This window comes from Duganella aceris (genome assembly GCF_011090165.1).
Taxonomy (GTDB): Bacteria; Pseudomonadota; Gammaproteobacteria; order Burkholderiales; family Burkholderiaceae_D; genus Rugamonas; species Rugamonas aceris.
In genome coordinates this window covers 257,142-280,072 of the sequence record NZ_JAADJT010000004.1, presented here as the reverse complement: position 1 = coordinate 280,072, position 22,931 = coordinate 257,142, and the positions used below count along the sequence as shown (strand labels likewise).

21 protein-coding genes and 1 tRNA gene are annotated in these 22,931 nt (G+C 63.1%); 8 read left to right on the top strand and 14 right to left on the bottom strand.

Annotated elements, in window-relative coordinates; translation table 11 throughout:
* Positions 1 to 436: 436 nt before the first annotated feature.
* The 3 genes from GW587_RS10835 to GW587_RS10825 form a co-directional block, all read right to left on the bottom strand.
* The gene (locus GW587_RS10835) at positions 437 to 1,039 is read right to left on the bottom strand and encodes a tetratricopeptide repeat protein (RefSeq protein WP_166102238.1); all 603 of its coding nucleotides are present in this window, start codon (positions 1,037 to 1,039) and stop codon (positions 437 to 439) included.
* 511 nt (positions 1,040 to 1,550) lie between these two features.
* Positions 1,551 to 2,102, bottom strand: a complete 552-nt coding sequence (locus GW587_RS10830; RefSeq protein WP_166102236.1) for an RHS repeat-associated core domain-containing protein — start codon at positions 2,100 to 2,102, stop codon at positions 1,551 to 1,553.
* 70 nt (positions 2,103 to 2,172) lie between these two features.
* Entirely contained in the window at positions 2,173 to 2,550 is a 378-nt protein-coding gene (locus GW587_RS10825) for a hypothetical protein (RefSeq protein ID WP_166102235.1), read from the bottom strand.
* A gap of 295 nt (positions 2,551 to 2,845) precedes the next feature.
* Between GW587_RS10825 and GW587_RS31640 the strand changes: the two genes are divergently transcribed.
* A complete protein-coding gene (locus GW587_RS31640; protein ID WP_166102759.1) occupies positions 2,846 to 2,983 on the top strand; it encodes a helix-turn-helix transcriptional regulator in 138 nt (45 codons plus the stop codon).
* A 185-nt stretch (positions 2,984 to 3,168) separates the two neighbouring features.
* Here GW587_RS31640 and GW587_RS10815 read toward each other — a convergent pair.
* The 4 genes from GW587_RS10815 to GW587_RS10800 all read right to left on the bottom strand — a co-directional run bounded on the left by GW587_RS10815 (position 3,169) and on the right by GW587_RS10800 (position 5,274).
* A tRNA-Val gene (locus GW587_RS10815) sits at positions 3,169 to 3,243 on the bottom strand.
* 60 nt (positions 3,244 to 3,303) lie between these two features.
* Positions 3,304 to 4,020 carry a DNA polymerase III subunit epsilon gene (dnaQ, locus tag GW587_RS10810; protein ID WP_166102233.1) on the bottom strand — a complete coding sequence of 239 codons (717 nt, stop codon included), beginning with the start codon at positions 4,018 to 4,020 and terminating at the stop codon, positions 3,304 to 3,306.
* 41 nt (positions 4,021 to 4,061) lie between these two features.
* Positions 4,062 to 4,505, bottom strand: coding sequence for a ribonuclease HI (gene rnhA / locus GW587_RS10805; RefSeq protein ID WP_166102231.1), 444 nt, complete (start codon positions 4,503 to 4,505; stop codon positions 4,062 to 4,064).
* On the bottom strand, positions 4,498 to 5,274 hold the full coding sequence (locus tag GW587_RS10800) for a class I SAM-dependent methyltransferase (RefSeq protein ID WP_166102230.1): 777 nt from the start codon (positions 5,272 to 5,274) through the stop codon (positions 4,498 to 4,500). The genes rnhA and GW587_RS10800 overlap by 8 nt, the downstream gene beginning before the upstream one ends.
* A gap of 20 nt (positions 5,275 to 5,294) precedes the next feature.
* Here GW587_RS10800 and gloB point away from each other — a divergent pair, with 20 nt between their 5' ends.
* Positions 5,295 to 6,101, top strand: a complete 807-nt coding sequence (gene gloB, locus GW587_RS10795) for a hydroxyacylglutathione hydrolase (RefSeq protein ID WP_166102228.1) — start codon at positions 5,295 to 5,297, stop codon at positions 6,099 to 6,101.
* A gap of 38 nt (positions 6,102 to 6,139) precedes the next feature.
* On the opposite strand, the gene aceB is transcribed toward gloB, so the two are convergent.
* The gene (gene aceB, locus GW587_RS10790) at positions 6,140 to 7,738 is read right to left on the bottom strand and encodes a malate synthase A (protein WP_166102226.1); all 1,599 of its coding nucleotides are present in this window, start codon (positions 7,736 to 7,738) and stop codon (positions 6,140 to 6,142) included.
* 153 nt (positions 7,739 to 7,891) lie between these two features.
* On the opposite strand from aceB, the gene GW587_RS10785 reads away from it, so the two are divergent.
* Positions 7,892 to 8,803, top strand: coding sequence for a LysR family transcriptional regulator (locus GW587_RS10785; RefSeq protein WP_166102224.1), 912 nt, complete (start codon positions 7,892 to 7,894; stop codon positions 8,801 to 8,803).
* Positions 8,804 to 8,874: 71 nt separating this feature from the next.
* Here the strand turns inward: GW587_RS10785 and GW587_RS10780 are convergent, their stop codons facing one another.
* From GW587_RS10780 to GW587_RS10765, 4 genes are all read right to left on the bottom strand, one after another.
* On the bottom strand, positions 8,875 to 9,078 hold the full coding sequence (locus tag GW587_RS10780; protein ID WP_020703630.1) for a cold-shock protein: 204 nt from the start codon (positions 9,076 to 9,078) through the stop codon (positions 8,875 to 8,877).
* A 277-nt stretch (positions 9,079 to 9,355) separates the two neighbouring features.
* On the bottom strand, positions 9,356 to 9,709 hold the full coding sequence (locus GW587_RS10775; protein WP_166102222.1) for an Hpt domain-containing protein: 354 nt from the start codon (positions 9,707 to 9,709) through the stop codon (positions 9,356 to 9,358).
* 4 nt (positions 9,710 to 9,713) lie between these two features.
* Positions 9,714 to 10,364: a uracil phosphoribosyltransferase gene (upp, locus tag GW587_RS10770; RefSeq protein ID WP_166102221.1), complete on the bottom strand. Its 651-nt coding sequence runs from the start codon at positions 10,362 to 10,364 to the stop codon at positions 9,714 to 9,716.
* Positions 10,365 to 10,415: 51 nt separating this feature from the next.
* Entirely contained in the window at positions 10,416 to 12,101 is a 1,686-nt protein-coding gene (locus tag GW587_RS10765; RefSeq protein WP_166102220.1) for an isovaleryl-CoA dehydrogenase, read from the bottom strand.
* A gap of 138 nt (positions 12,102 to 12,239) precedes the next feature.
* On the opposite strand from GW587_RS10765, the gene GW587_RS10760 reads away from it, so the two are divergent.
* From GW587_RS10760 to GW587_RS10745, 4 genes are all read left to right on the top strand, one after another.
* Positions 12,240 to 13,442: an acetyl-CoA C-acetyltransferase gene (locus GW587_RS10760; protein WP_166102218.1), complete on the top strand. Its 1,203-nt coding sequence runs from the start codon at positions 12,240 to 12,242 to the stop codon at positions 13,440 to 13,442.
* Positions 13,443 to 13,452: 10 nt separating this feature from the next.
* A complete protein-coding gene (locus GW587_RS10755) occupies positions 13,453 to 14,832 on the top strand; it encodes an enoyl-CoA hydratase-related protein (protein WP_166102216.1) in 1,380 nt (459 codons plus the stop codon).
* Between the two features lie 135 nt (positions 14,833 to 14,967).
* Positions 14,968 to 16,641 (top strand): putative bifunctional diguanylate cyclase/phosphodiesterase, encoded by a 1,674-nt coding sequence (locus tag GW587_RS10750; RefSeq protein WP_166102214.1) that lies wholly within the window; start codon positions 14,968 to 14,970, stop codon positions 16,639 to 16,641.
* Positions 16,638 to 18,128: an HDOD domain-containing protein gene (locus GW587_RS10745; RefSeq protein ID WP_229259390.1), complete on the top strand. Its 1,491-nt coding sequence runs from the start codon at positions 16,638 to 16,640 to the stop codon at positions 18,126 to 18,128. Before GW587_RS10750 ends, GW587_RS10745 begins: the two co-directional genes overlap by 4 nt.
* Here GW587_RS10745 and GW587_RS10740 read toward each other — a convergent pair whose 3' ends face one another.
* Complete coding sequence (locus GW587_RS10740) at positions 18,129 to 19,280, bottom strand: MFS transporter (protein WP_166102213.1); 1,152 nt, start codon at positions 19,278 to 19,280, stop codon at positions 18,129 to 18,131.
* Positions 19,281 to 19,283: 3 nt separating this feature from the next.
* Complete coding sequence (gene aroC / locus GW587_RS10735; RefSeq protein ID WP_166102211.1) at positions 19,284 to 20,381, bottom strand: chorismate synthase; 1,098 nt, start codon at positions 20,379 to 20,381, stop codon at positions 19,284 to 19,286.
* A gap of 253 nt (positions 20,382 to 20,634) precedes the next feature.
* Between aroC and GW587_RS10730 the strand changes: the two genes are divergently transcribed.
* Positions 20,635 to 22,896, top strand: coding sequence for a putative bifunctional diguanylate cyclase/phosphodiesterase (locus tag GW587_RS10730; RefSeq protein ID WP_166102209.1), 2,262 nt, complete (start codon positions 20,635 to 20,637; stop codon positions 22,894 to 22,896).
* Positions 22,897 to 22,931 lie beyond the last annotated feature (35 nt).

Here is a 22,931-nt window from a genome sequence, read left to right as displayed (position 1 = left end):
TGCCGCTGATGGCGGTCAATTGCTTGCTGTGTCATAGTTGAGCCTGATATTGCGCGTGTTCGCGCCGGCGGTGACAGCGATGGTGCGGATGTTGTCAAGCGCGTCGCTCAGATAGCTCGCCGTGCCCCACATGCCGGCGCCGTTCGCCGATATCCGTCAACCCGGTCACGTTGCCGTTACCCATCGAACATCCCCCTCGGGCCAGACGATTTTGCTGGCACCGTCGTAACTGGGCCGCATAGTTCAATTCAGTGTCGGCGCCAGCTGGTTAAGTTATCGGCGCCGCGCATGGATTCTCAGGTCAGGGAACCGGACCATTCAGATAACATCGGACGCGGCGCTTCGGATGATCTGCTGGCGAGGTATTTCGGCAGCCAGTATTTTTTCCGCCAGCACCGGACCAAAGATATAATCGATTCTAAATATTTAAAATCCATTAGTCGGGGATCTTCCACAGATTGGGATGGTTTCTATCCGATATTCTTAATCGAGATGAAGAAAAAAATTCTCTTAAGATGTACCAAATCCTTAGATAAGGCTTGCCAGAACATCCCGCCATGTAGGCTAAATAACGATAGGCGATTGGGAATCTTCCTTTCGTGGCATTTATGAAAAAATCCTCTGCCACATTCCAATTAAGCTCCATTGCATGGCCATGCATCGCCATGATTCCCAGAAAAATTCCAGCTTCAACTAATCCATGAGAATATGCCTTCATTAGATGAATATAAGATTTTGAGAAATCTTGCTGAATTGAATCGCGCCCACTAAAATATATGCGACCTAAGCCAAGGTGAGCCATGGGATCGTCACATTCGAAAATAGCTCTACGATACCAATTGACTGCCTCCTCAGTATCAATTTCCACGCCAACGACACCTAACTCGTAAATTTCACCGATACGCGCCAGCGCTCTCCAAACACCAAGTCCGGCGAGCTTTTGCATAAGTAAAACAACTTCTCTAAGATTACTGTCGGACAAGGCAGTATCAATCATTTGCCAAAGCAACTTCTCGTCATTATGAGTTTTTTCCATCATATTTAGCAGCTAGTTAATTGATGATTTGGGCGGTGGCGGAGGGGGAGGTACAGAGCTTGGATCTTTATTCGCGACGGGCATCTTCGAATATTTTTTATCTTTTTAACAATTTTTTCAATCGTCGCCGGCTTGAGGGTCTGAGGTATAGGCGCCTTAGGCGCGTCATGCTCCGCCTTACCCAGCACCTCCAGAAATTTCAATACTAAACGTCCATTTTTGAGCGATCCGTTAGATGCAATGACCTCAGTTCCAATCGTTAAAGGGACAGCCGCAGTAGCGCTCCCTAACCCAATAGCCGATGGAGCCGCAGCAACAGCAATGGCAGGTAATGTAATATCTCTCGCTACGCTACCCTGCGATACTGCCTGATCTAACGTCGTATCCCGCCTTTATCCCGCCACTGTTGACAGTCCAAAAAAGCTGGGCAATTCTGGATCTCGTCCATCTGGGTCAATAAACTTATATGGGCAATTGTTAGCATAAGTGTAACGATTAAAGCTTTCCCCATTGCTTACATTCGTGAGCAATGGATCGGTCTCATAAACCGTCCCACCACCGGATCATAGTACCGTTGCTGCATATACCCCAGCGCGGTGTCGGTATCGTTCACGTGTCCCGTGAACCCGATGGTCGCCGGCGCCGTGCCGGCCGCCGTCAGGCCATACGGCTCGTAGCGCGTACGCGTGAGCGCCGTGCCGGTCGGACCGGTGCGAGCGATCGGACTGCCCAGTCCATCCGTGTGCACGTAAGCCACGCCTGCCTCGGCCAGCAAGTGATCTTTTAAGTATATATATCGGCTTTCGGTCGGCGTCGCCGCACCGACCGCTGAACTGCCGTACAACAGCTTGCCTTCCATGCTGTAGACCTGAATCACCGTCGTGCCATCGGTCTTGGCCAGCTTCACGCGGCGGCCCCAGCCATCGTAGACATAGCTTGCCTTGCCGGTCGCGCTGCTCATCCGGTTGCCTTGGTCGAAGACGTAAGCGGCGCCACCACGGCTGGTCAGGTTACCTTGGGTGTCATACCCCAAGGTCAGCGCGGTGGTGCCGCTGATCGAGGTCAAGCGCTTGCTGGTGTCATGCCACGGATGGTCTCCAGCCGCGAATGCAGCACGCTGCCATAGGTGAAATTGTTCACAGCGCCGTTCGGCGCGTGGGCGATGTTGGCGGCGTAACCGCCGACCGTCGTCGCCTGGCCCAGCGCGTTGGGTTGGGCGCGAAGTTCACGCTGAGCGCGCTGGCGCCCGGATAGCTCAGGCTCGTCGGCGCACCGTTGGCGTCGTAGGCACGGCCGATGTTGTAGGTCTTGCCGGCGTAGGCCCGGCTTTCCTGTTCTGGCAGCCTGCGCTTGTTGTAGGTGTAGGTCCACACCGTGCCGTTCGAACTGACCTTCGCGGGCAAGCCGTCGTCGAAGAAGATGCGGCTGATCGCCGGGCTGGCGTCGCCGTAGGTGGTGGTTTTCAAGCGATTGCGCGCGTCGTAGCCGTAGGTGATTTTCTTGGTCGTCGCCACGCTGGCCTGGTCGCACGTGGCCGTCGAGGCAGCTTCAGGCCGATCGCGCGCTACGCGATGTTGCCGTCCGCGTCCTAATTGAGCACAGTGGCGCCGATCTCCGGCGCGATCGTTTTGCACAGTCGCGCGTTGGTGTCGTAGACGTACTACCTAACTTCATCGAGGCCATTCGAAACCTACCGTGGGATCCGCGGCGACAGGAGTGGCATGACCTGCGCACCGAATTAGGAGGAGGCCATGGCCTCCTCAAAAATAAGCGAGCAACGGGTTGCCCTGATCGCGGACGCGGGCATTTATCCTCCTACGGTTCATTCGCCTGAGGGAAGTGCTGGCTATTTGTGGCAAATCGCGCAGCAGCATATACGAGTCGATCAAGAAAAGAGAGTTCCCTGCGCCAGTCAAGTTGGGACGACGCGTGCATCAGGGCCAGTAGGAACAGTAGAAATGTGGACTGAATAGATTGTTGCCTCTCATATCCTCATTTGACAGCACACTCACAGCGTCGCCTCATCGTCCAGCCACGTCCGATCATGTCCGCCACCGTTTTCCGTACTTTTTTCTTAGGCATGAAAAAAGGGCCTGGCGATTTCTCGCCAAGCCCTTATCTCAAACGTATTCTGGTGGGAAGTACAAGTTTCGAACTTGTGACCCCTGCAGTGTGAATGCAGTGCTCTACCCCTGAGCTAACCTCCCGAAGCGGGGCGAATTATCGCATAGAACTTCCCGTGATGGGAAGACCCTGGCGCGAAAATATCATGCGGCCAGTTGTGGCGCCAGCGTCGCGGTCCAGATGCATTGCCCTTTGACCGCTTTGTCCAGCCCCGCCAGCGTCGCTTCGTGCGCCGCCAGTTCTTCCGCCGAGGCCGGCAGGAAGATGATGTCGGCCAGCGGCACCGGCGCCAGCAGCTCGGCGCCGGAGACCACTTCCTCTTCCACATCCATGCCCAGACTGTTCTGTCCGCGCGTCATTGACAGGTAGACGTCGGCCAGCAGCTCGGCATCCAGCAGCGCGCCGTGCAGCTTGCGGTGCGAGTTCGAGACGCCGTAGCGGTCGCACAGCGCGTCCAGCGAGTTGCGCTTGCCCGGATGCAGTTCCTTGGCGTGCACCAGCGTGTCGATGACGCCGCCGATGTGGCTGCTGAAATCCGGCAGGTTCAACAGCTTGAATTCGTGGTTCAGGAAGCCCAGATCGAACGGCGCGTTGTGGATGATGACTTCGGCGCCCTGGATATACGTGCGCAGCGCTTCGACGATTTCGTGGAATTGCGGCTTGTCGCTCAGGAACTCGGTGGTCAGGCCGTGGACGTTCAGCGCGCCCTCTTCCGAGTCGCGCAGCGGGTTGATGTAGACGTGGAAGTTATTCCCCGTCAGCATGCGGTTTTCCAGCTCGACGCAACCGATCTCAATGACGCGGTTGCCCAGCTTGGGGTTGATGCCGGTGGTTTCGGTATCGAGTACGATTTGGCGCATAGTGTGTGGTTATCCGTTCAAGCGCAGCAGTATAACAGGCATCACTTGCTGGCCCGCGCGACCTCGACCCCGCGATTGGCCAGCATGTCGGCGCGCTCGTTGCCGGGATGGCCGTTATGGCCGCGCACCCAGCGCCATTCGACCGTGTGCATCGCCTGCGCGGCGTCGAGCGCCTTCCACAGATCCTCGTTCTTGACCGGTTCCTTGGCCGCCGTCTTCCAGCCGCGCGCCTTCCAGCCGTGGATCCATTCACTGATGCCTTTTTGCACATACTGGCTGTCGGTGTGCAGCGTGACCGAGCACGGCCGCTTGAGCACCATCAGCGCTTCGATCACCGCCTGCAATTCCATGCGGTTGTTGGTGGTGTCGCGCGCGCCGCCGCAGATTTCCTTCTCGGCGCCTTCGGCCACCAGGAACGCGCCCCAGCCGCCCAGGCCCGGATTGCCCTTGCACGCGCCGTCGGTAAAAATCTCAACCTTATCCATCCTGCTGTTCCCGTCTTTTATTTGTTGCCGGCACCACCGCCGTGTTCGATGCCGTTTTCTTGGTCCACGCCGGACCGATCAAATGCATGCCCTTCACCCGCTTGATCGCCTGTACGACGTAGACCCCGCCGAAATAAGGCCACCAGCGCGGCCCGGCATTATCCATGAATGTGTAGCGGTTGAGCCACTTTTCTGTGCGGCAGGCCGGCGCGTAGCAGCCGAAGTGACTCTGGCTGGCGCCCATGTTCAATAATTTTAACCAGTCTTTCATGCGCGGCATAGAGATCAGCTCTTCGGTGCGCGGCAGGAACGAGGTGCCGCCGACGCGCCGCAGCATATTGCGCGCGCCCCACAGGCTGGCCGGGTTGAAGCCGCAGATGATGACCTGCCCTTCGGGAATCAGGACCCGCTCCACTTCGCGCAGCACCTGGTGCGGATCGTCGGAAAATTCCAGCACGTGCGGCAGCACCATCAGGTCGATGCTTTGCGAGGCGAACGGCATCTCGGTGTAATCGAAGGTCAGGTCGACCGGGCGTAACGCATCCTGCACCGGCCGCACCTTGCGGTCGGCGAGGATTTTGTACGGCATGCGGTTGGCGGCCAGCGCGTCGATTTGCGGCATGCCGATCTGCACCGCGTTGTAGCCGAAGATATCGGCTGTTAAATTATCGAGACAGGTTTGTTCCCACGCGCGCAAGTACACGCCTGCGGGCGTCTGCATCCAGCCTTCCAGCGCTATAATGGATTTCTCCGATCCCGCCCTATCCATGCTTAGCCTTTAGCAATCCAATGACCATATCTTCTACTCAAGCTCTCAGTGTTCTGACCGTACCTGCGTTCCACGACAACTATTTGTGGTTGATACATGATGGCGTCCACGCCACGGTGGTCGACCCCGGCGACGCCAAACCGATCCTGGCGGCGCTGAAGGCGAACGGGCTCAGGCTCACCGCCATTCTACTCACCCATCACCATGCTGACCACATCGGCGGCGTTCCTGAATTATTACAGCATTATCAGGTTCCTGTTTTCGGTCCGCGCAACGAGCATATCGCGGCCGTCACGCTGCCGGTCGGCGAAGGCAAGCAGTTCGATGTGCCGGGCCTGGCGCTGCGCTTGTCGGTGCTGGATGTGCCGGGGCATACGATGGGACATATCGCGTATGTGCGCGAGCGTTCCGGCGACGAGCCCGCCTGGCTGTTCTGCGGCGATACGCTGTTTGCCGGCGGCTGCGGCCGTTTGTTCGAAGGCACGCCGGCGCAGATGATCAGCTCGCTGGGCAAGCTGGCGGCGCTGCCGGAGGACACCAAGGTGTTTTGCGCCCACGAGTACACGCTGTCCAATCTGCGCTTCGCGCGCGTGGTGGAGCCGGACAATGTGGCGCTGCAGGAGCGCGTGAAGGTCGAGACCGACAAGCGCGAGCACAATCTGCCGACCGTGCCGTCGACCATCGGCGTGGAGAAGGCCACCAATCCCTTCCTCCGCTACCGCGAGCCGGCGATCGCCGAACAGCTGGTGAAGGCGGGCCGGCTTGATCGCATCGATACGCCGCTGGCGACCTTCACCGCGCTGCGTCTGTGGAAGAATGACTTCTGAATGAAAAACGGCCCATGCGCTGCATGGGCCGTCGGCGTTTAGATTTCTTCGTACAGCGGCAAGGTCAGGAACTCCGCGAACGATTCCGAGGTCGACATCTCCTCGAAGATCTGGCCCGCGCGCACATAGGTCGGACCGTCGCCGCCCGGCGCATCGCGCTGCACCTTGGCCAGCTCCTCCGGAATCATCGCGCGCACCATGTCGGCGGTGACCTTGCGGCCGTCGTCCAGCACGCCCTTGTCGGAACGGATCCACTGCCACACCTGCGAGCGGCTGATCTCCGCCGTGGCCGCGTCCTCCATCAGGTTATGAATCGGCACGCAGCCGTTTCCGGCCAGCCAGCTGCCCAGGTAGTGGATGCCGACGTTGATGTTGTAGCGCAGGCCCGCTTCGGTGATCGGCGTTTCCGGCTTAAATTCCAACAGCTGTTCCGCGCTGACGTCGACATCCAGGCGCTGCTTGTCGATCTGGTTCGGCTTGTCGCCCAGCACCTTGGTGAACTCGGTCATCGCCAGCTCGACCAGGCCCGGGTGCGCGACCCAGCCGCCGTCGTAGCCGTCGGTGGCGTCGCGCGCCTTGTCGGTGCGCACGCCGCCCATGGCGATGTCGTTCTTTTCCGGGTCGTTCTTGATCGGAATCAGCGCCGCCATGCCGCCGATCGCCGGCGCGTTGCGCTTGTGGCAGGTCTTCAGCAGCAGCAAGGCGTAGGCGCGCATGAACGGCGCGGTCATCGTCACCTTGGCGCGGTCGGCCAGGCAGAACTCTTTGTCCAGCTTGAACTTCTTGATGCACGAGAAGATGTAATCCCAGCGGCCAGCGTTGAGGCCGGCGCTGTGTTCGCGCAGCTCGTACAGGATCTCGTCCATCTCGAATGCGGCCAGGATGGTTTCGATCAGCACGGTGGCCTTGATCGTGCCCTGCGGAAGGCCCAGTTCGTTTTGCGTCAGCACGAAGATGTCGTTCCACAGCCGCGCCTCCAGATGCGATTCCAGTTTCGGCAGATAGAAGTATGGCCCGGCGCCGCGCGCCAGCTGCTCCTTGGCGTTGTGGAACATGAACAGCGCGAAGTCGAAGATGCCGCCGGAGATGCGCTTGCCGTCCACCAGCACATGCTTTTCGTCCAGATGCCAGCCGCGCGGGCGCACCACCAGCGTCGCGATCTTGTCGTTGAGCTTGTAGGACTTGCCGTTCTGCTCCAGCGAGATGGTGCGGCGCACGGCGTCGACCATGTTGATCTGGCCGGTGATCTGGTTGTCCCAGTTCGGCGTGTTGGAATCTTCGAAGTCGGTCATGTAGCTGTCGGCGCCCGAGTTGAAGGCGTTGATCACCATCTTGCGTTCGACCGGACCGGTAATCTCGACGCGGCGGCATTCCAGCGCCTTCGGAATCGGCGCGATCTTCCAGTCGCCGGCGCGGATATGCGCGGTCTCGGCCAGGAAGTCGGGACGCTCGCCGGCATCCAGCCGCTTGGCGCGCTCGACGCGCACCGCCAGCAACTCCTGCCGGCGCGCTTCGAATTCGCGGGTCAGCTTGACCACCAGCGACAGGGCCTCGGTGGTCAGGATGTTTTCGTAGCCGGGCTTGATGTCGCCCGTGATTTCCATGCCTGCCGGCAGAGTGATGGTGGACTGCGTCATGAGTATCTCCGTAAGAAATATTAACTACCAGATCAAATTATAAGCTTGTTGGGCCGCGTTTTTTTACAGTATATTCACTAATAAGTTATGCAAACAAGACTATAAATCACATCATCTATGCGTTTTTATCACAAGTGACGGAACAAACGGGCTATGGGGCAATTCAGACAGATTTCCACGTTCGTCGAAGTGGTGGCCAGGGGCAGCCTGTCGGCCGCCGCGCGCGCCGAGGGCATCGCACCGGCCATGATAGGCCGCCGGCTGGATGCGCTGGAGAGCCGGCTCGGGGTCAAGCTGCTGCAACGCACCACCCGCAAACTGGCGCTGACCGACGAAGGCGCCGCCTTCCTGGAGGATTGCCAGCGCATTCTGGCCGAGCTGGAGGAAGCCGAATCGGCGGTGGCCGAACGTAGCGCGCACGCCACAGGGCACCTGATGATTTCCGCGCCGGCCGGCTTCGGACGCCAGCATGTGGCGCCGCTGCTGCCCTCTTTCCTGGCCGAGCACCGCGACGTCACCGCCACGCTGAACATGAGCGATCGCGTGGTCGACATCGTCGGCGAAGGCATCGACGTGGCGATCCGCATCGCCAGCCTGTCCGACTCCAACCTGGTCAGCGTCAAGCTAGCCGACAACGAGCGCGTGATCGTCGGCGCGCCGTCGTATCTGAAGCGCTACGGCGAGCCGAAGACGCTGGCCGACCTGGCCAGGCACAACTGTCTGGCGATCAGCTCCGAAGGCAGCCAGCGCGGCTGGACCCTGCGCGAGAACGAGCGGAACGTGGTGTTGAAGGTGAGCGGCAACATGGGCTGCAACGACGGCCAGGTGCTGCACGAATGGGCCTTGGCCGGCAAAGGCCTGGCGTGGCGTTCGATGTGGGAGGTGGGCAGCGCGATCGAGGCGGGCAAATTGCAGACGGTGCTGGACCAGCACGCGGCGCCGGGCAACGATATTTACGCGGTGTTCGCGCAGCGCCGCCATCTGCCGCTGCGGATACGCGCGTTTGTCGATTTCCTGCGGCACACTTACGCGCAGCCGGACTATTGGCGCAAGTCCGGAAAGTAGCCTTACGAAAACGCGGACGAAAAAAAATCCTCGGATACCGAGGATTTCTTTATTTCGTTAGATTCAGCGTATTAGATTGGCTGAATGTTCGAAGCTTGCTTGCCCTTAGGACCAGCGGTCACTTCAAAAGAAACGCGTTGGTTCTCTTGCAGCGACTTGAAGCCTGCGGACTGAATCGCCGAGAAGTGAGCGAACAGATCTTCGCCGCCTTCGTCAGGGGTGATAAAGCCGAAGCCCTTCGAATCATTGAACCATTTTACGATACCAGTTGCCATTACAATTCCTATTTCAGTTAAGTTGGGCTTGCGCCCGTGATATCGTTTGAGGCAAGAAAGAAATGACAGACTAACTGCACTACTCTTGAATCTAAACGATCCCGTATTATACCCATTTACGAGAGAAAAGCACGAATTCACGAAAATAAATGCAAAGCACGATTTTTTTTGGTAGAAAAACCGAACTCTGCTGACTCTTCGTCGTAAAGATTCAGGGCGTAAAAGTCACTATAGACAAGTTAATACTAACCGATTTGATCGATGTCAAGCGCATGATTCATTGATAATCGGCGGAACGAGGATCAATCGACGCCCAATGCAACAGTTTTTCCACCGCCGGCGGCACCGTGGCCCATCCGTCGCCGCCCGCGAGCACCGCGCGCACCGTCTGTTCGATGCGGCGGCACTCGGTTCCCAGCGTGGCGAAGCCGAAGGTGCCGGCCGATCCGGCCACGCCGTGCAGCGCTTCATGCAACTGGTGCAGCGCGGCAGACGACGGCGTCGCGCCGCCGGCGGCGCACTCGGCCAGCGCGACGCGGATCTTCTCCATCGTGCCCGGCACGGTGGCGGCGAATTTGTCGTTCAGCGCCGACAGGCGGGCGCGGAAATCGGGGTCGACGGGCGTGGCCATGATCTTATTTGGTCCCGAAGATGCGGTCGCCGGCGTCACCCAGGCCAGGCACGATGTAGGCGTGGTCGTTCAGGTGCGAGTCGAGCGAGGCGCAATAGAGCTTCACGCCCGGATGCGCCTTCTGGAACACTTCAACGCCTTCCGGCGCGGCCACCAGCGCCAGGAAGATGATTTGTTCGTCGGTGACGCCGCGCTTTTTCAGCACGTCCACCGCGTGCACCGCCGAATTCCCGGTCGCCACCATCGGGTCGCACAGGATAAAGGTGCGTTCCACCGTGTCCGGCAGGCGCACCAGGTATTCCACCGGCTGATGGGTCTCGGGATCGCGGAACACGCCGATGTGGCCGACGCGGGCCGACGGCACCAGGTCCAGCAGGCCGTCGCTCATGCCGATGCCGGCGCGCAGGATCGGCACGATGGCCAGCTTGCGGCCGGCGATCACCGGCGCGTCGATGGTCATCAGCGGGGTTTCGACGGTGCGGGTGGTCAGCGGCAAGTCGCGGGTGATCTCGTAACCCATCAACAGTGTGATTTCCTTGAGCAGGTCGCGGAAGGTACGGGTCGACGTATCCTTGGCGCGCATGTGGCTCAGTTTATGTTGGATCAGCGGGTGGTCGGTGATGAACAGGTTCGGGAAGCGCGGATCTTGTTTCATTGGTTGCTCTTATATAGACGTTATACGCCGCATTATACTAGGCCTTCGGCCTCATTCGACCAGCGCGCGCGCCAGGATGGCGGCGCAATCGACGCCCGCCGGCAGCCGGCCGAAGGCGCCGCCCGGCTCCCGCTTCAGACGCGAGGCGATGAACGCCGACGACACATAATCCGGCGCGTGCCGCAGCAGCAGCGCCGCCTGCATCGCCAGCACCACGCGCTCGGCCAGCACGCGGGCGCCGAATTCGTCGGTCTGCGGTTCGGCCAGATCGGCCAGCAGCGTGCTTTTGTAAGCGATGTAGAAAGTGTCGGCGTTACAGGCCAGCATCAGCTCGGCTGCCAGCGCCTCGCGCGCGGCGGGACTCTTGCCGAAGGCGCGCAACAGGTCGAGGCACATCACATTGCCGGAGCCTTCCCAGATCGAATTGACCGGCAGTTCGCGATACAGGCGCGCCAGCGGGCCGTCCTCCACGTAGCCGCTGCCGCCGACCACCTCCATGGCCTCGGCGCCGAACGCCGGGCCGCGCTTGCAGATCCAGTACTTGCCGGCCGGCGTCAGGATGCGCGCCAGCAGCGCCTGCGCCGGATCGTCGCTCTGATCGAAACAGCGCGCCAGCCGCATCGCGAATGCGGTGGCGGCTTCCGACTCCAGCGCCAGGTCGGCCAGCACGTTCTGCATCAGCGGCTGCTCGGCCAACGGGCGGCCGAAGGCGACGCGGCGGCGCGCGTGGTGCAGCGCATGCGTCAACGCGGCGCGCATGGCGCCGGCGCTGCCCAGCACGCAATCGAGCCGGGTGTGGCCGCCCATTTCGAGGATGGTCGGGATGCCGCGCCCCGGCTTGCCGACCAGCCAGCCGTAGGCGCCGGTGAACTCCACTTCCGACGAGGCGTTGGAGCGGTTGCCCAGTTTATCCTTGAGCCGCTGCACGCGGATCTGGTTGCGGCTGCCGTCCGGCAGATAGCGCGGCAGGAAAAAACAGGACAGGCCGGCGCCGCCGGCATCGTCGGTCTGCGCTAGGATCAGGTGCGCGTCGCTCTGCGGCGCCGAGAAAAACCATTTATGACCGACGATGCGGAACACCTCGTCGCAGCCTTCGGCGCAATCGCCGAACATGGAACGCGCCTCGTCCGCCGGCACCGCTTCAGCGCGGGTGCTGTTGGCGCGCACGTCGGAACCGCCCTGCTTCTCGGTCATGCCCATGCCGATGATGGCGCCGCGCTTGCGCTCCACCGGCAGCGAGCGCGGATCGTAGTCGTTCGACAGGATCTTCGGCAGCCACTTGGCGGCGATCCTGGGCGCCTGCCGCAGCGCCGGGACGCAGGCGTAGGTCATCGTCACCGGGCATTGCGAGCCGTTTTCGACCTGGCCGAACAGCATGTAGCGGGCCGCGCGCGCCACCTGCGCGCCCGCGCCGCCGCGCCACGGCGACGAGTGGGCGCCGTGTTCGATCAGCAGCGCCATCAGGCTATGCCAGGCGGGATGGAATTCCACCTCGTCGATGCGCTGGCCGTTGCGGTCGAAGTTATGCAGCCTGGGCCCGTGCTGGTTGGCCAGCCGCGCCAGGTCCAGCGTGTCGGCGCGGCCCAGCAGCGCGCCCAGTTCCCGCAGCGAGTCGGCGTCGGCGCCGCCTCCTTCGCGCAGCAGGGCTTCCTGCAGCGCCGGATCGGCAGCGTACAGGTTGATGTCCTGCAGCGGCGCCACCGTATTGCGTACCTCATGCGTATCGAACGGATCCATTCTTGTCTCCTGGCAACTCGGACGCTGCGAATTTGCTTAACAATCCCAAACCACACTAGCCGAAATAAATGCACGAATCAAGCAATTGCTTTACTGATAAGTCGCATCTATGATGAGCGAATAATAAATGGAGACAATATGACGGAAGCATATATCTACGATGCCATCCGCACCCCGCGCGGCAAGGGCAAAAAAGACGGCAGCCTGCATAGTGTGAAGCCGGTGTCGCTGCTGGGCGGCCTGATGCGCGAGCTGCAACGCCGCCACCGGCTCGACACCGCGCTGATCGACGATGTGGTGCTGGGCTGCGTGACGCCGGTCGGCGACCAGGGCGCGGACATCGCCAAAATCGCCGCGCTGGCGGCGGGCTGGGATAACAAGGTGGCCGGCATGCAGCTGAACCGCTTTTGCGCCTCGGGCCTGGAAGCGGTCAACCTGGCGGCGCAAAAAGTGCGCTCCGGCTGGGAGGATCTGCTGGTGGCCGGCGGTGTCGAATCGATGTCGCGGGTGGCCATGGGTGCGGACGGCGGCGCCTGGGCGCTGGATCCGGAGACCAGTTTTCGCACCGACTTCCTGCCGCAAGGCATAGGCGCGGATCTGATCGCGATGCTGGACGGCTACAGCCGCACCCAGGTCGACGACTACGCGCTGCGCTCGCAGCGGAAGGCCGCCGCCGCGCGCGCCGAAGGCCGCTTCCGCTCGCTGGTGCCGGTGCGCGACCAGAACGGCGTGACCATCCTGGCCGAGGATGAATTCATCAAGCCCGCCACCACGCTGGAGACGCTGGGCGGCCTGAAGGCGTCGTTCGAGGCGGCCGGCAAGATGGGCTTCGACGAGCTGGCGCTGCGCAAATATCCGCAACTGGAGCGCATCGCACATATACATACCGCCGGCAATTCGTCCGGCATCGTCGACGGCGCGGCATTGGCGCTCATCGGCAGCAAGGCCGCCGGCCAGCGGATCGGGCTCAAGCCGCGCGCGCGGGTGCTGGCCGCCGCCGTCACCGGCGCCGATCCGACCATCATGCTGACCGGCCCCGCCCCCGCCGCGCGCAAGGCGCTGCGCAAGGCCGGGCTGTCCATCGAGCAGATCGACCTGTTCGAAGTCAACGAAGCCTTCGCCTCGGTGGTGCTGCGCTTCATGAGCGAGATGGGCGTGCCGGAAGCGAAGGTCAACGTCAACGGCGGCGCCATCGCGCTGGGCCATCCGCTCGGCGCCACCGGCTGCATGCTGCTCGGCACCCTGCTCGACGAACTGGAGGCGCGCGACCTGAAACGCGGCCTGGTCACCTTGTGCGTCGGCGGCGGCATGGGCATCGCCACCATCATCGAACGCGTTTGAGGAAACCGTCATGATCACCACCCATCAAAACGGCGCCACCGTCACCGTCATACTGGCGGCGCGCACCATCAATCCGTTGAGCCGCCTGTTCCAGCGCGAGTTGTCGGCATTGCTCGACAAGCTGGAGGCGCAGCGGCCGATGCTTTCCGGCGTCGTCGTCGGCTTCCACGCCGAGGCGGGCGACTCGCAGCACGAACTGGAACACCTGATGGCGCTCACCGAAACACAGGCGGCCGACTGCATGCAGGTGCTGGCCGCTTACAACGCGCTGCTGCGGCGGCTGGAGGGGCTGGGCGTGCCGGTGGTCGCCACGCTGAGCGGCGCCGTCGGCGGCCACGCGCTGGGACTGGTGCTGGCCTGCCATCATCGCATCAGCCTTGCCGACGCCGGTTTCAGCCTGCCGCAGGTGCATCTGGGCCTGGCGCCGGTGGCCGGCGAGATCGCCCGCACCGTGCGCCTGACCGGCCTGCAGGCCGCCATGCCGCTGCTGCTGGAAGGCGCGACATTGAGCGCGGCGCAGGCCTTGCAGGCCGGCCTGGTCGGCGCGGTCGCCGAGGACGAGCAGCAGATGGCGCGGCTGGTCGGCGCGGCGCTGGCCGACGCCGCCGTACAGCCATGGGACGCCAAGGGATTCCGCCTCCCGGGTGGCGAGCTGGCGTCGGCGCCGCTGCAAGCCTTGCTGCAGGTGGCGCCAGCCATGCTGCGGGCGCGCACCGGCGGCCACGCGCCGGCGCCGGAAGCCATCCTGTGCGCGATGGTGGAAGGCCTTCAGGTCGATTTCGACAGCGCGCTGCTGATCGAGAGCCGTTATTTTTACCAGACCGCGATCTGCCCGGTCGCGCGCAATCTGATGCGCTTGAGCCAGATCCGCGCCGACCTGGCCGCGCCGGCCGCCGTGGCATTGGCGGCGACGCTGCGCGCCGCGCTGGATCAGGAAGTGCGCGCGCTGCGCGCGGAAGGCGTGGCGGAAGGCCTGCTGCGCAACGCCGCGCGCGCCGCCGGGTTGCCGCCGCCCTCCCCGGCCGCGCCGGAACGGGCGAAGCGCGGCGACAACGCTCCGCCGCCCGCTTTCGAGCAGATCCACGACCGCCTGCTGTACGCTCCGGCCGTCGCCGCGCTGCACGCGATCGCGCGCGGCGCGCCCGTCAGCCGCGACGAGGCGGACCTGATCTCGGTGCGGCGCGGTGGCTTTCCCGCCCACACCGGCGGCGCGCTGCGGTTTGTCCAGCACATCGGCAAAGACACCTTCGCCGCCCGCGCGGCCGAGCTCGGCCCACGCTTCGCGCCGCCCCCGGGTCAGGAGTCCGGAGACCATCCCGCGGAAGGTAAAATACGCGGAATTTTCCCTCTGCCCGGCGGATTTTATGACCAACTCGACAGTTTTCTGTAAAACATACTAAAGATGTTGCTATTTTTCATGTAATTTAACACTCATCAGTGATACATTTCGTTCATATTTAAAAGATTAGACCCAGCGATGCCATCCAGCCTTTCCTCCCAGCCCCGTCATGAATTGGATCACCTCATGGAGGAGGCTGGCGATGTTGTATTCCGCCTCGATCAGTTCGGCCAGCTGCTGTTCGCCAGCCAACGCGCGGCCGCCCGCATCGGCGGCGCCGTGCCGCTGCTCGGCGCCGCGCTGACCAAGCTGGTGGCGGACGCCGACCAGGCGCCGCTGACGGCGGTGCTGGCCGAAGTGACCGAGTCGCGCGCCACGCGTCTGCTCGAAGTCCGCCTCAAGACCGCCGAGGCCGAGGTGTGGCACGAGCTGCGCGTGTCCTGCTATACCGCCGCCGACGACGCCACCGAAGTGCTGATCGTCGGCCGCGACATGACCATCCAGCACGCGACCGAGGAACGGCTGCGCCACCTGGCCACGCACGACGCCTTGACCGAACTGCCGAATCGCCTGCTGCTGTCGGACCGCATGCGGATGGTGATCGCCAACGCGCGCCGCTCCGGCCAGGGCTTCTCGGTCGCCACCATCGGCCTCGATGGCTTCAAGAAGGTCAACGACGGCCTCGGTCATCCGATCGGCGACGCGCTGCTGCGCATGGCCGCCGGCCGCCTGCGCAAGACCCTGCGCGACAGCGACACCCTGGCGCGCGTGGGCGGCGACGAATTCGTCGCCATCCTGCCCGGCACCGCCAGCGAGGCGCAGATCAAGCTGGTCACCGGCCGCCTGATCGCCACGCTGCAGTCGCCGTTCGAAATCGACAGCCACACCATTTATCTGGGCGCCTCGGTCGGGGTCTCGGTCTACCCGCAGCACGCCGAAGACGAAGTGCGCCTGGTCGCGCTGGCCGACGCCGCCATGTCGCGCGCCAAGGAAACCGGCAAGGGCCGCTGCGTGGTCTACAGCCAGGGGCACTCCGGCCCGCCACAGCACGACATCTCGCTGGAGGCGGCGATGTTCCAGGCGGTGCGCGAGGGCGAATTCCTGCTGTACTACCAGCCGATCGTCGACGCCCAGACGCGCGAGATCCAGGGCTTCGAGACGCTGATGCGCTGGAAGCATCCGACCCTGGGCATGGTGCCGCCGGCGCGCTTCATCCCGATCGCCGAGACCAACGGCCTGATCAACCTGCTCGGCGCCTGGGCGCTGAAGGCGGCCTGCGTGCAGCTCAAGCAGTTCGAGGAGGTCGCCAAGCGGCCGCTGTACATCTCTGTTAATATCAGCCCGCGACAATTCCGCAACGATAAATTTCTTGATGTGCTGGACGATGCCATCGCCTTCTCCGGCCTACTTGGTGAGCAATTGGTTTTAGAAATCACAGAAGGCACGCTGATGATCGATCCGGTGCACGCCGAGTCCATCCTGTCTAAAATGACCGAACGCAAGGCCCGTATCGCGATCGACGATTTCGGCACCGGCTACTCTTCGCTCGCCTATCTGAAACGCTTCCCGATCTCGGTGCTGAAGATCGACCGCGCCTTCATCCGCGACCTGCCGGGATCGCAGAAGGACGGCGCCATCTGCAACGCGGTGCTGGACCTGGCCAAGCACCTGGACCTGTCGGTGGTGGCCGAGGGCGTCGAGACGGTGGAACAACTGCAGTATCTGGAACAACGCGGCTGCCAATACATCCAGGGCTACCTGACCGGCAAGCCGATGGCGGCCAACGTGGCGCTGGCCGCGCTCAAGGAAAGCATGCACCGCAAGGTGGTGCCGCCGGAACTGCGCCAGGTGGGCCAATGATGGGCGGCTTCAAAGCGGGCACCCCGCTGGGCGACACCACGCTCGGCCAGCTGTGGGACTGCACGCGCCGGCGCGGCGACATGCCGGGCTTCGCCAAGGCGATCACCGCCATCCTCGGCGCCATGCGCGGCGAGGATGAGCAGGAATTCAACATGACCCGCACCGTGCTGTCCGATCCGGTGCTGACGCAAAAAGTCCTGAGATTGGCCAACAGCGGCATGTACTCGGCCTTCGGCCAGCACGTCAATACCGTCAGCAAGGCGGTGCTGGTGCTGGGCACGGAGGCCATCGGCCATCTGGCGCTGGGCCTGAAGCTGATCGAGGAGCTGGCGGCGACGTCGAACGACACCACCGTCGCCCACATCGAAATGGAAAAGGCGGTGCTGGCCGGGATCGTGGCGCAGCAGATCTCGTACGCGGCCGAAAGCCGCCACGGCGAAGAAGCCGTGGTGTGCTCGATGCTGCACACGCTGGGCCGCATGATGCTGACCTTCTACATGCCGGAGCGCTGGCACGAGCTGCAACGCATGGCGGACCAGGGCGGCACCACGGTCGAGGACACCGCGCCGGTGCTGCTGGGCCTGAGCCTGGAGGAAGTCGGCCACGCCGCCGCGCTGCACTGGGGCCTGCCGGCCACGCTGATCGACGGCATGCGCAAGATGGAACCGCCCGAAGCGGGCGCCGAGGTATCGGCGGCCGACTGGATCGCCGGCCTGTCGACCATGTCGGCGCTGTGCGCCGAATCGCTGTGGCACGACGACGAAGCCGGCGCCGCCAGGGTGCGCGCGCTGACCGAAAGCTATTCCGGCATGCTGGGCGTGGAGCCGGCCAACCTGCTGCACGCCATCGAGCAGGCCAAGGTGGTGGCGGCCAACGACCTGACCATCGCCCCGCTGTCGCGTCCCGCCGAACGCCGCGCCAAGGCGCTGGCCAAGACGCGCCAGCGCGCCGCCGGCAACAAGATCCTGCTCAGCGGCCTGGCCGACATGCGCGACGTGCTCGATACCGCCAGTCCCGGCCAGATGGTGCAGATCGCGCTGGAGACGGTCTACAAGGGCCTGGACTTCTCGCGCGCCGTGGCCTTCGTCCGCAACCGCAAGGAAAACCACTATTCGGCCAAGATCAGCTTCGGCGACGGTACCCGCGAGCTGCTGGCCGCGATGACTTTCGACGACGCCTACGAACCGAACGTGTTCCACGCCGCGCTCAATAGCGACCGCGTGATCTTCATCGAAAACGCGCGCGACGCCAAGTTCGCGGCCAAGCTGCCGCTGTGGTGGAAAAGTTCGCTGTCCGAGGCGCGCAGCTTCGTGATCCTGCCGTTGTCGTCCAACGGCCAGCCGGCCGGCTTCCTGTATGGCGACTGGGACGATTCCTTCCCGCCGATCTCCCTCAGCGCCACCGAGTTCGCGCTGCTGAACGACATGCGCGCGATGGTGATGCGGGCGGTCGAGCGCCGCCACAAGGTGGAAGTGGTGAGCCGCTAGTCAGTATGCATCGTTCCGCTGCCAGCGGAACGACAGCAGCGCGGCCAGCGCCGACAACAGCGCCAGCGCCGCCGCCGCGTAGTACACCGATTCCGCCCCCGCCCGCTCCCACCACTGCGCCAGGAACAAGCCGCCCAGCGAGCCGCCGACGCCGTACGAGATGCTCATGTACAGCGCCTGGCCGCGCGCCTGCAGCGATCCGGAGAACCAGCGCTGCAAGGTCATCACCGACGACGAATGATGCAGCGCGAAGGTGGCGGCATGCATCAGCTGCGCCGCGATCAGCAGCCACAGCATGTGCGAGCCGGCGCCTATCATCACGAAACGAACCACCGCCACCGCCAGCGCCAGGTACATCATGCGCATCGCGCCCCAGCGCTTGAACAGCGGCGCCTGGAAGTAGAACAGCAGCACCTCCGCCGTCACGCCCAGCGACCACATGGCGCCGATCACAGTCTTGCTGTAGCCGTTGCGCTCCAGGTAGAGCGAGTAAAAGGTGTAGAGCGAAGTGTGCGCCGCGACCATCAGCGCGGTCGAGGCGAAGAAGGCGATCACCTCGCGCCGGCGCAGCAGCGCGCTCAATAACGGCGGCGCTTCCCGGTGCACGCGGCGCGGCACGTCGCGCAGCCGGAACGCGGCGCCGATGGTGCACACCAGCAGCGCGGCCGCCACCCACGGCAGCGTCATGATGCCGTAGCGCTCCAGCGCGAGCGAGGCCAGCGTCACCGAGACGATGAAGCCGATCGAGCCCCACATGCGGATCCGGCCATAGTAGGTCAGGTCGCCCTTCATCTCGGACAGCATCAACGCTTCGCAGATCGGCGCCTGGCCGCTGGTGAACAGGTTCAGCACGATCATCGCCAGCATGAAGTGGCCGAAGCCGGCGCCGAAGAAGAAGCCGGAGAAGCCGGCCAGCGCGCAGAAGCCCGCCACGCGCAACACCAATACCCTGCGGTCGTAGTGGTCGGCGACATAGCCCCAGACGTTGGGGCCGACGATGCGCAGCACCTGGATCATCGACATCAGGACGCCGATCTGCGCCACCGTCATCCCCTTGTCGGCGAAGAACAGCGTGGCGTAGGTGCTCCAGGTGCCGGCGTGCGCGTAGTAGCAGAAGAGGAATAAGGCGAAGCTGAAAGCTTGTACCGGCACCGCTTACGACATGATGTTGGGAGTGGCCACCTGGACGTCGCCGCACTGGGCGCGGTGCATCAGCGCGTGGTCGATCAGCACCAGCGCCAGCATCGCCTCGGCGATCGGCGTGGCGCGGATGCCGACGCACGGGTCGTGGCGGCCGAAGGTTTCCACCAGCACCGGATTGCCCTCTTTGTCGATCGAATGGCGCGGGGTGCGGATCGACGAGGTTGGCTTGATGGCGATCGAGACCGTGATGTCCTGGCCGGTCGAGATGCCGCCCAGCACGCCGCCGGCGTTGTTGCCGACGAAGCCGGTCGGGGTCAGCTCGTCGCCGTGCTCGGTGCCCTTCTGCGCCACCGACTTGAAGCCGGCGCCGATCTCCACGCCCTTGACGGCGTTGATGCCCATCATCGCGTAGGCGATGTCGGCGTCCAGCTTGTCGTAGATCGGCTGGCCGAGGCCGACCGGGATGTTTTGCGCGATGACGTCGATGCGGGCGCCGATCGAGTCGCCGGCCTTGCGCAGCTCGTCCATCGCCGCCTCCATGCGGCCGATCAGGTCGGCGTCGGCGCTGGCGGCGAAGAACGGGTTGTCCTGCGTATGCGACCAGTCCTGGAACGGCACCACGATGTCGCCGAGCTGGCTCATGCAGCCCTTGAACACGGTGCCGTATTGCTGCTGCAGCCATTTCTTGGCGATCGCCGCCGCGCCGACCACCGGCGCGGTCAGGCGCGCCGACGAGCGGCCACCGCCGCGCGGATCGCGGACGCCATACTTGTGCCAATAGGTGTAGTCTGCATGACCGGGGCGAAAACTCTCGGCGATGTTGCCGTAATCCTTGCTGCGCTGGTCCTCATTGCGGATCAGCAAGGCGATCGGCGTGCCGGTCGTGACCCCTTGATAGACGCCGGACAAGATCTCCACCGTGTCCGACTCCTGGCGCTGCGTGACGTGGCGCGAAGTACCGGGTTTGCGACGGTCCAGCTCAGGCTGGATATCCGCTTCCGACAGCGGCAACCCGGGCGGGCAGCCATCGATCACGCAACCGATCGCGGGACCGTGCGACTCACCAAACGTGGTAACAGAAAACAATTTGCCAAATGTATTGCCGGACATAGGAAGAGAATCTTTGGAAAAAGGTGGAAAGTTCCTAATTCTACCAGTCGCCCGCCTGTGGCGTCCCGGCCGCACAATAATTTCCACAATGCAAGTTTCACTTGGAAATATTTCATTCTTTTGATACAAGTATGGTGGAACTTGCACATCATCCGTTCAGGTTCGATCGAAAGCGCTGGAAATCCGCGTGGTTTTCAACAATCCGCTATATACTTAAACGCAAGAACACCGTGAAATCCTGGAGAAGCTACACATGCCCCCACCGATCACCCCCCTTGAGCTATCCAAGGACGATCAAGACGATCTGGTATTCTTAGAAGAGCATCCGGCAGCGCCCGCATCGACGGGCGCGCGCAACGTATGGCGGGTCATGATCATCGACGACGATGAGGACGTTCATTCCACCACCACCTTCGCGCTCGGCAACCTCGACATGCAGCACCGTCCGCTTGAATTCGTGCATGCCTATTCGGCCGGTCAGGCGCGCGAGATGCTCCAGCACGAGCCGGAGATCGCCGTCATCCTGCTCGACGTGGTGATGGAACAGGACGACGCCGGACTGCATCTGGTGCGCTACATCCGCGAGACGCTGAAACTGGCCGACGTGCGCATCATCCTGCGCACCGGCCAACCCGGTTACGCGCCGGAAATCGACGCCATCCGCGATTTCGACATCAACGATTACAAGACCAAGTCCGAGCTGACCCGCATCAAGCTGTTCACCACGGTGACGGCGGCGATCCGCTCCTACGAGCAGATCCGCAAGATCAACGACAGCCGGCGCGGCCTGAACCAGATCGTCCACGCCAGCACCCAGCTGATGGCGCTGCACGGCGTGCAGAACTTCGCCGCCGGCGTGTTGGCGCAGATCGCCGACCTGCTGGGCCAGGAGGCCAGCGGCGTGTTGTGCGTACAGGAATGCCACGACAGCGGCTGCAACGAACTGATGGTGATGGCCACCGCCGGCGCCTACCGCCACCTCGACAAGGTCACGCTGACGGTGCGCGAAGACCAGCGCATCCACGACGCCATCGAACTGGCGCTGGCGCAACGGCGCAACGTCTACGGCAACGATTTCATCACCTTGTATTTCGCCGGCAAGGCCAGCCGCGACTTCGTCGCCTTCATGGACGTCGTCCGGGCCCCGAGCGAGATCGACGAGCGGCTGCTGGAGGTGTTCACCAGCAACGTGGCGGTCGGCCTGGACAATGTCGAACTGGTCACGCACCTGCACAACGCCGCCTTTTACGATCAATTGTCGAAGCTGCCCAACCGCACCCGCCTGGTCGAGATCCTCGACGCCACGCTGGCCGGACCGGCGCGCGACGACGCCACGTTGTCGCTGGTCGACCTGGATCACTTCGCCGAGACCAACGACGCGCTGGGCCATCAGTTCGGCGACCTGCTGCTGATCGCGGTGGCCGGGCGGCTGCAAAACGAGCTGGGCGGCCAGCTGACGGTGGCGCGCATCGGCGGCGACATCTTCTGCCTGGTGGGCGACGCCGAGCAGGTGAATCCGGCCAGGATCCTGGCGCTGTTCCAGCGCCCGTTCAGCATCGACGGCCAGGATGTGCAGCTGTCCGCCACGCTGGGACTGGTGCGGCTGGGCGAGCACGAAGGCAGCGGCGCCGACGCGCTCAAGGACGCCGACATCGCGCTCAAGCGCGCCAAGTCGCAGCAGCGCGCCGGCCACTTCTACTTCTCGCGCTCGATGGGCGTGGAGATCCGCGAACGGGTGCGCATGATGCATGCGCTGCGCACCGCCTTCGGCCAGAACCAATTATTCGTCGTGTACCAGCCGCAGATCGATCTGGCTACCCGCCGTCCGGTCGGCGCCGAGGCGCTGCTGCGCTGGCAGACGCCGGACGGCAAATTCATCTCGCCGGACCGCTTCATCCCGATCGCCGAGTATTCCGGCCTGATCATCGACCTCGGCGAGTGGGTGCTGCGCACCGCCTGCCGCGAACTGGTCGACCTGCGCAAGGCCGGCCACCATGATTTCATGATGTCGATCAATGTGTCGCAGGTGCAGTTCCGTCATCCGCACTTCCTCGACATGCTGCGCAACGCGCTGGAAGATACCGGCGCGCCGCCCGAGCATATCGAACTGGAAATCACCGAATCGATGGCGATGGAGGAACCGGACCTGCTGATCAAGATGCTGGGGCAGATCAAGCAAACCGGCGTCAGCATCGCGATCGACGACTTCGGCACCGGCTTCTCGTCGCTGTCGTATTTGCAGCGGCTACAGATCGACCGGCTGAAGATCGACCGTGCCTTCGTCACCGAGATCACCGGTTCGGCGCGCGGCAGCAGCATCGCCGAGATGGTGATCCAGCTGGGCCGCAACCTGGGCCTGGCGGTGATCGCGGAAGGGGTCGAGGACGAGCGCCAGGCGCAGATCCTGCAAGCGCTGGGCTGCCCGCTGGCGCAGGGCTTCCTGTTCGCGCGGCCGATGACCGCCACCGCCCTCAACGGCTGGCTCAGCAACGACGCGCTGGAAGGCGCGGCCTGAAACGACAACGCTATCCGAGGATAGCGTTTTTTTGC

What these genes read in the sequence shown, in the direction of transcription:
- GW587_RS10745 (WP_229259390.1), top strand. Translation starts at nt 16,638, where the DNA reads ATGATGGGCGGCTTCAAAGCGGGCACCCCGCTGGGCGACACCACGCTC.
- GW587_RS10755 (WP_166102216.1), top strand. Translation starts at nt 13,453, where the DNA reads ATGATCACCACCCATCAAAACGGCGCCACCGTCACCGTCATACTGGCG.
- GW587_RS10730 (WP_166102209.1), top strand. Translation starts at nt 20,635, where the DNA reads ATGCCCCCACCGATCACCCCCCTTGAGCTATCCAAGGACGATCAAGAC.
- GW587_RS10765 (WP_166102220.1), bottom strand. Translation starts at nt 12,101, where the DNA reads ATGGATCCGTTCGATACGCATGAGGTACGCAATACGGTGGCGCCGCTG.
- GW587_RS10760 (WP_166102218.1), top strand. Translation starts at nt 12,240, where the DNA reads ATGACGGAAGCATATATCTACGATGCCATCCGCACCCCGCGCGGCAAG.
- rnhA (WP_166102231.1), bottom strand. Translation starts at nt 4,505, where the DNA reads ATGGATAAGGTTGAGATTTTTACCGACGGCGCGTGCAAGGGCAATCCG.
- GW587_RS10750 (WP_166102214.1), top strand. Translation starts at nt 14,968, where the DNA reads ATGGAGGAGGCTGGCGATGTTGTATTCCGCCTCGATCAGTTCGGCCAG.
- upp (WP_166102221.1), bottom strand. Translation starts at nt 10,364, where the DNA reads ATGAAACAAGATCCGCGCTTCCCGAACCTGTTCATCACCGACCACCCG.
- GW587_RS10785 (WP_166102224.1), top strand. Translation starts at nt 7,892, where the DNA reads ATGGGGCAATTCAGACAGATTTCCACGTTCGTCGAAGTGGTGGCCAGG.
- aroC (WP_166102211.1), bottom strand. Translation starts at nt 20,381, where the DNA reads ATGTCCGGCAATACATTTGGCAAATTGTTTTCTGTTACCACGTTTGGT.
- GW587_RS10775 (WP_166102222.1), bottom strand. Translation starts at nt 9,709, where the DNA reads ATGGCCACGCCCGTCGACCCCGATTTCCGCGCCCGCCTGTCGGCGCTG.
- GW587_RS10800 (WP_166102230.1), bottom strand. Translation starts at nt 5,274, where the DNA reads ATGGATAGGGCGGGATCGGAGAAATCCATTATAGCGCTGGAAGGCTGG.
- dnaQ (WP_166102233.1), bottom strand. Translation starts at nt 4,020, where the DNA reads ATGCGCCAAATCGTACTCGATACCGAAACCACCGGCATCAACCCCAAG.
- GW587_RS10780 (WP_020703630.1), bottom strand. Translation starts at nt 9,078, where the DNA reads ATGGCAACTGGTATCGTAAAATGGTTCAATGATTCGAAGGGCTTCGGC.
- aceB (WP_166102226.1), bottom strand. Translation starts at nt 7,738, where the DNA reads ATGACGCAGTCCACCATCACTCTGCCGGCAGGCATGGAAATCACGGGC.
- GW587_RS10835 (WP_166102238.1), bottom strand. Translation starts at nt 1,039, where the DNA reads ATGATGGAAAAAACTCATAATGACGAGAAGTTGCTTTGGCAAATGATT.
- gloB (WP_166102228.1), top strand. Translation starts at nt 5,295, where the DNA reads ATGACCATATCTTCTACTCAAGCTCTCAGTGTTCTGACCGTACCTGCG.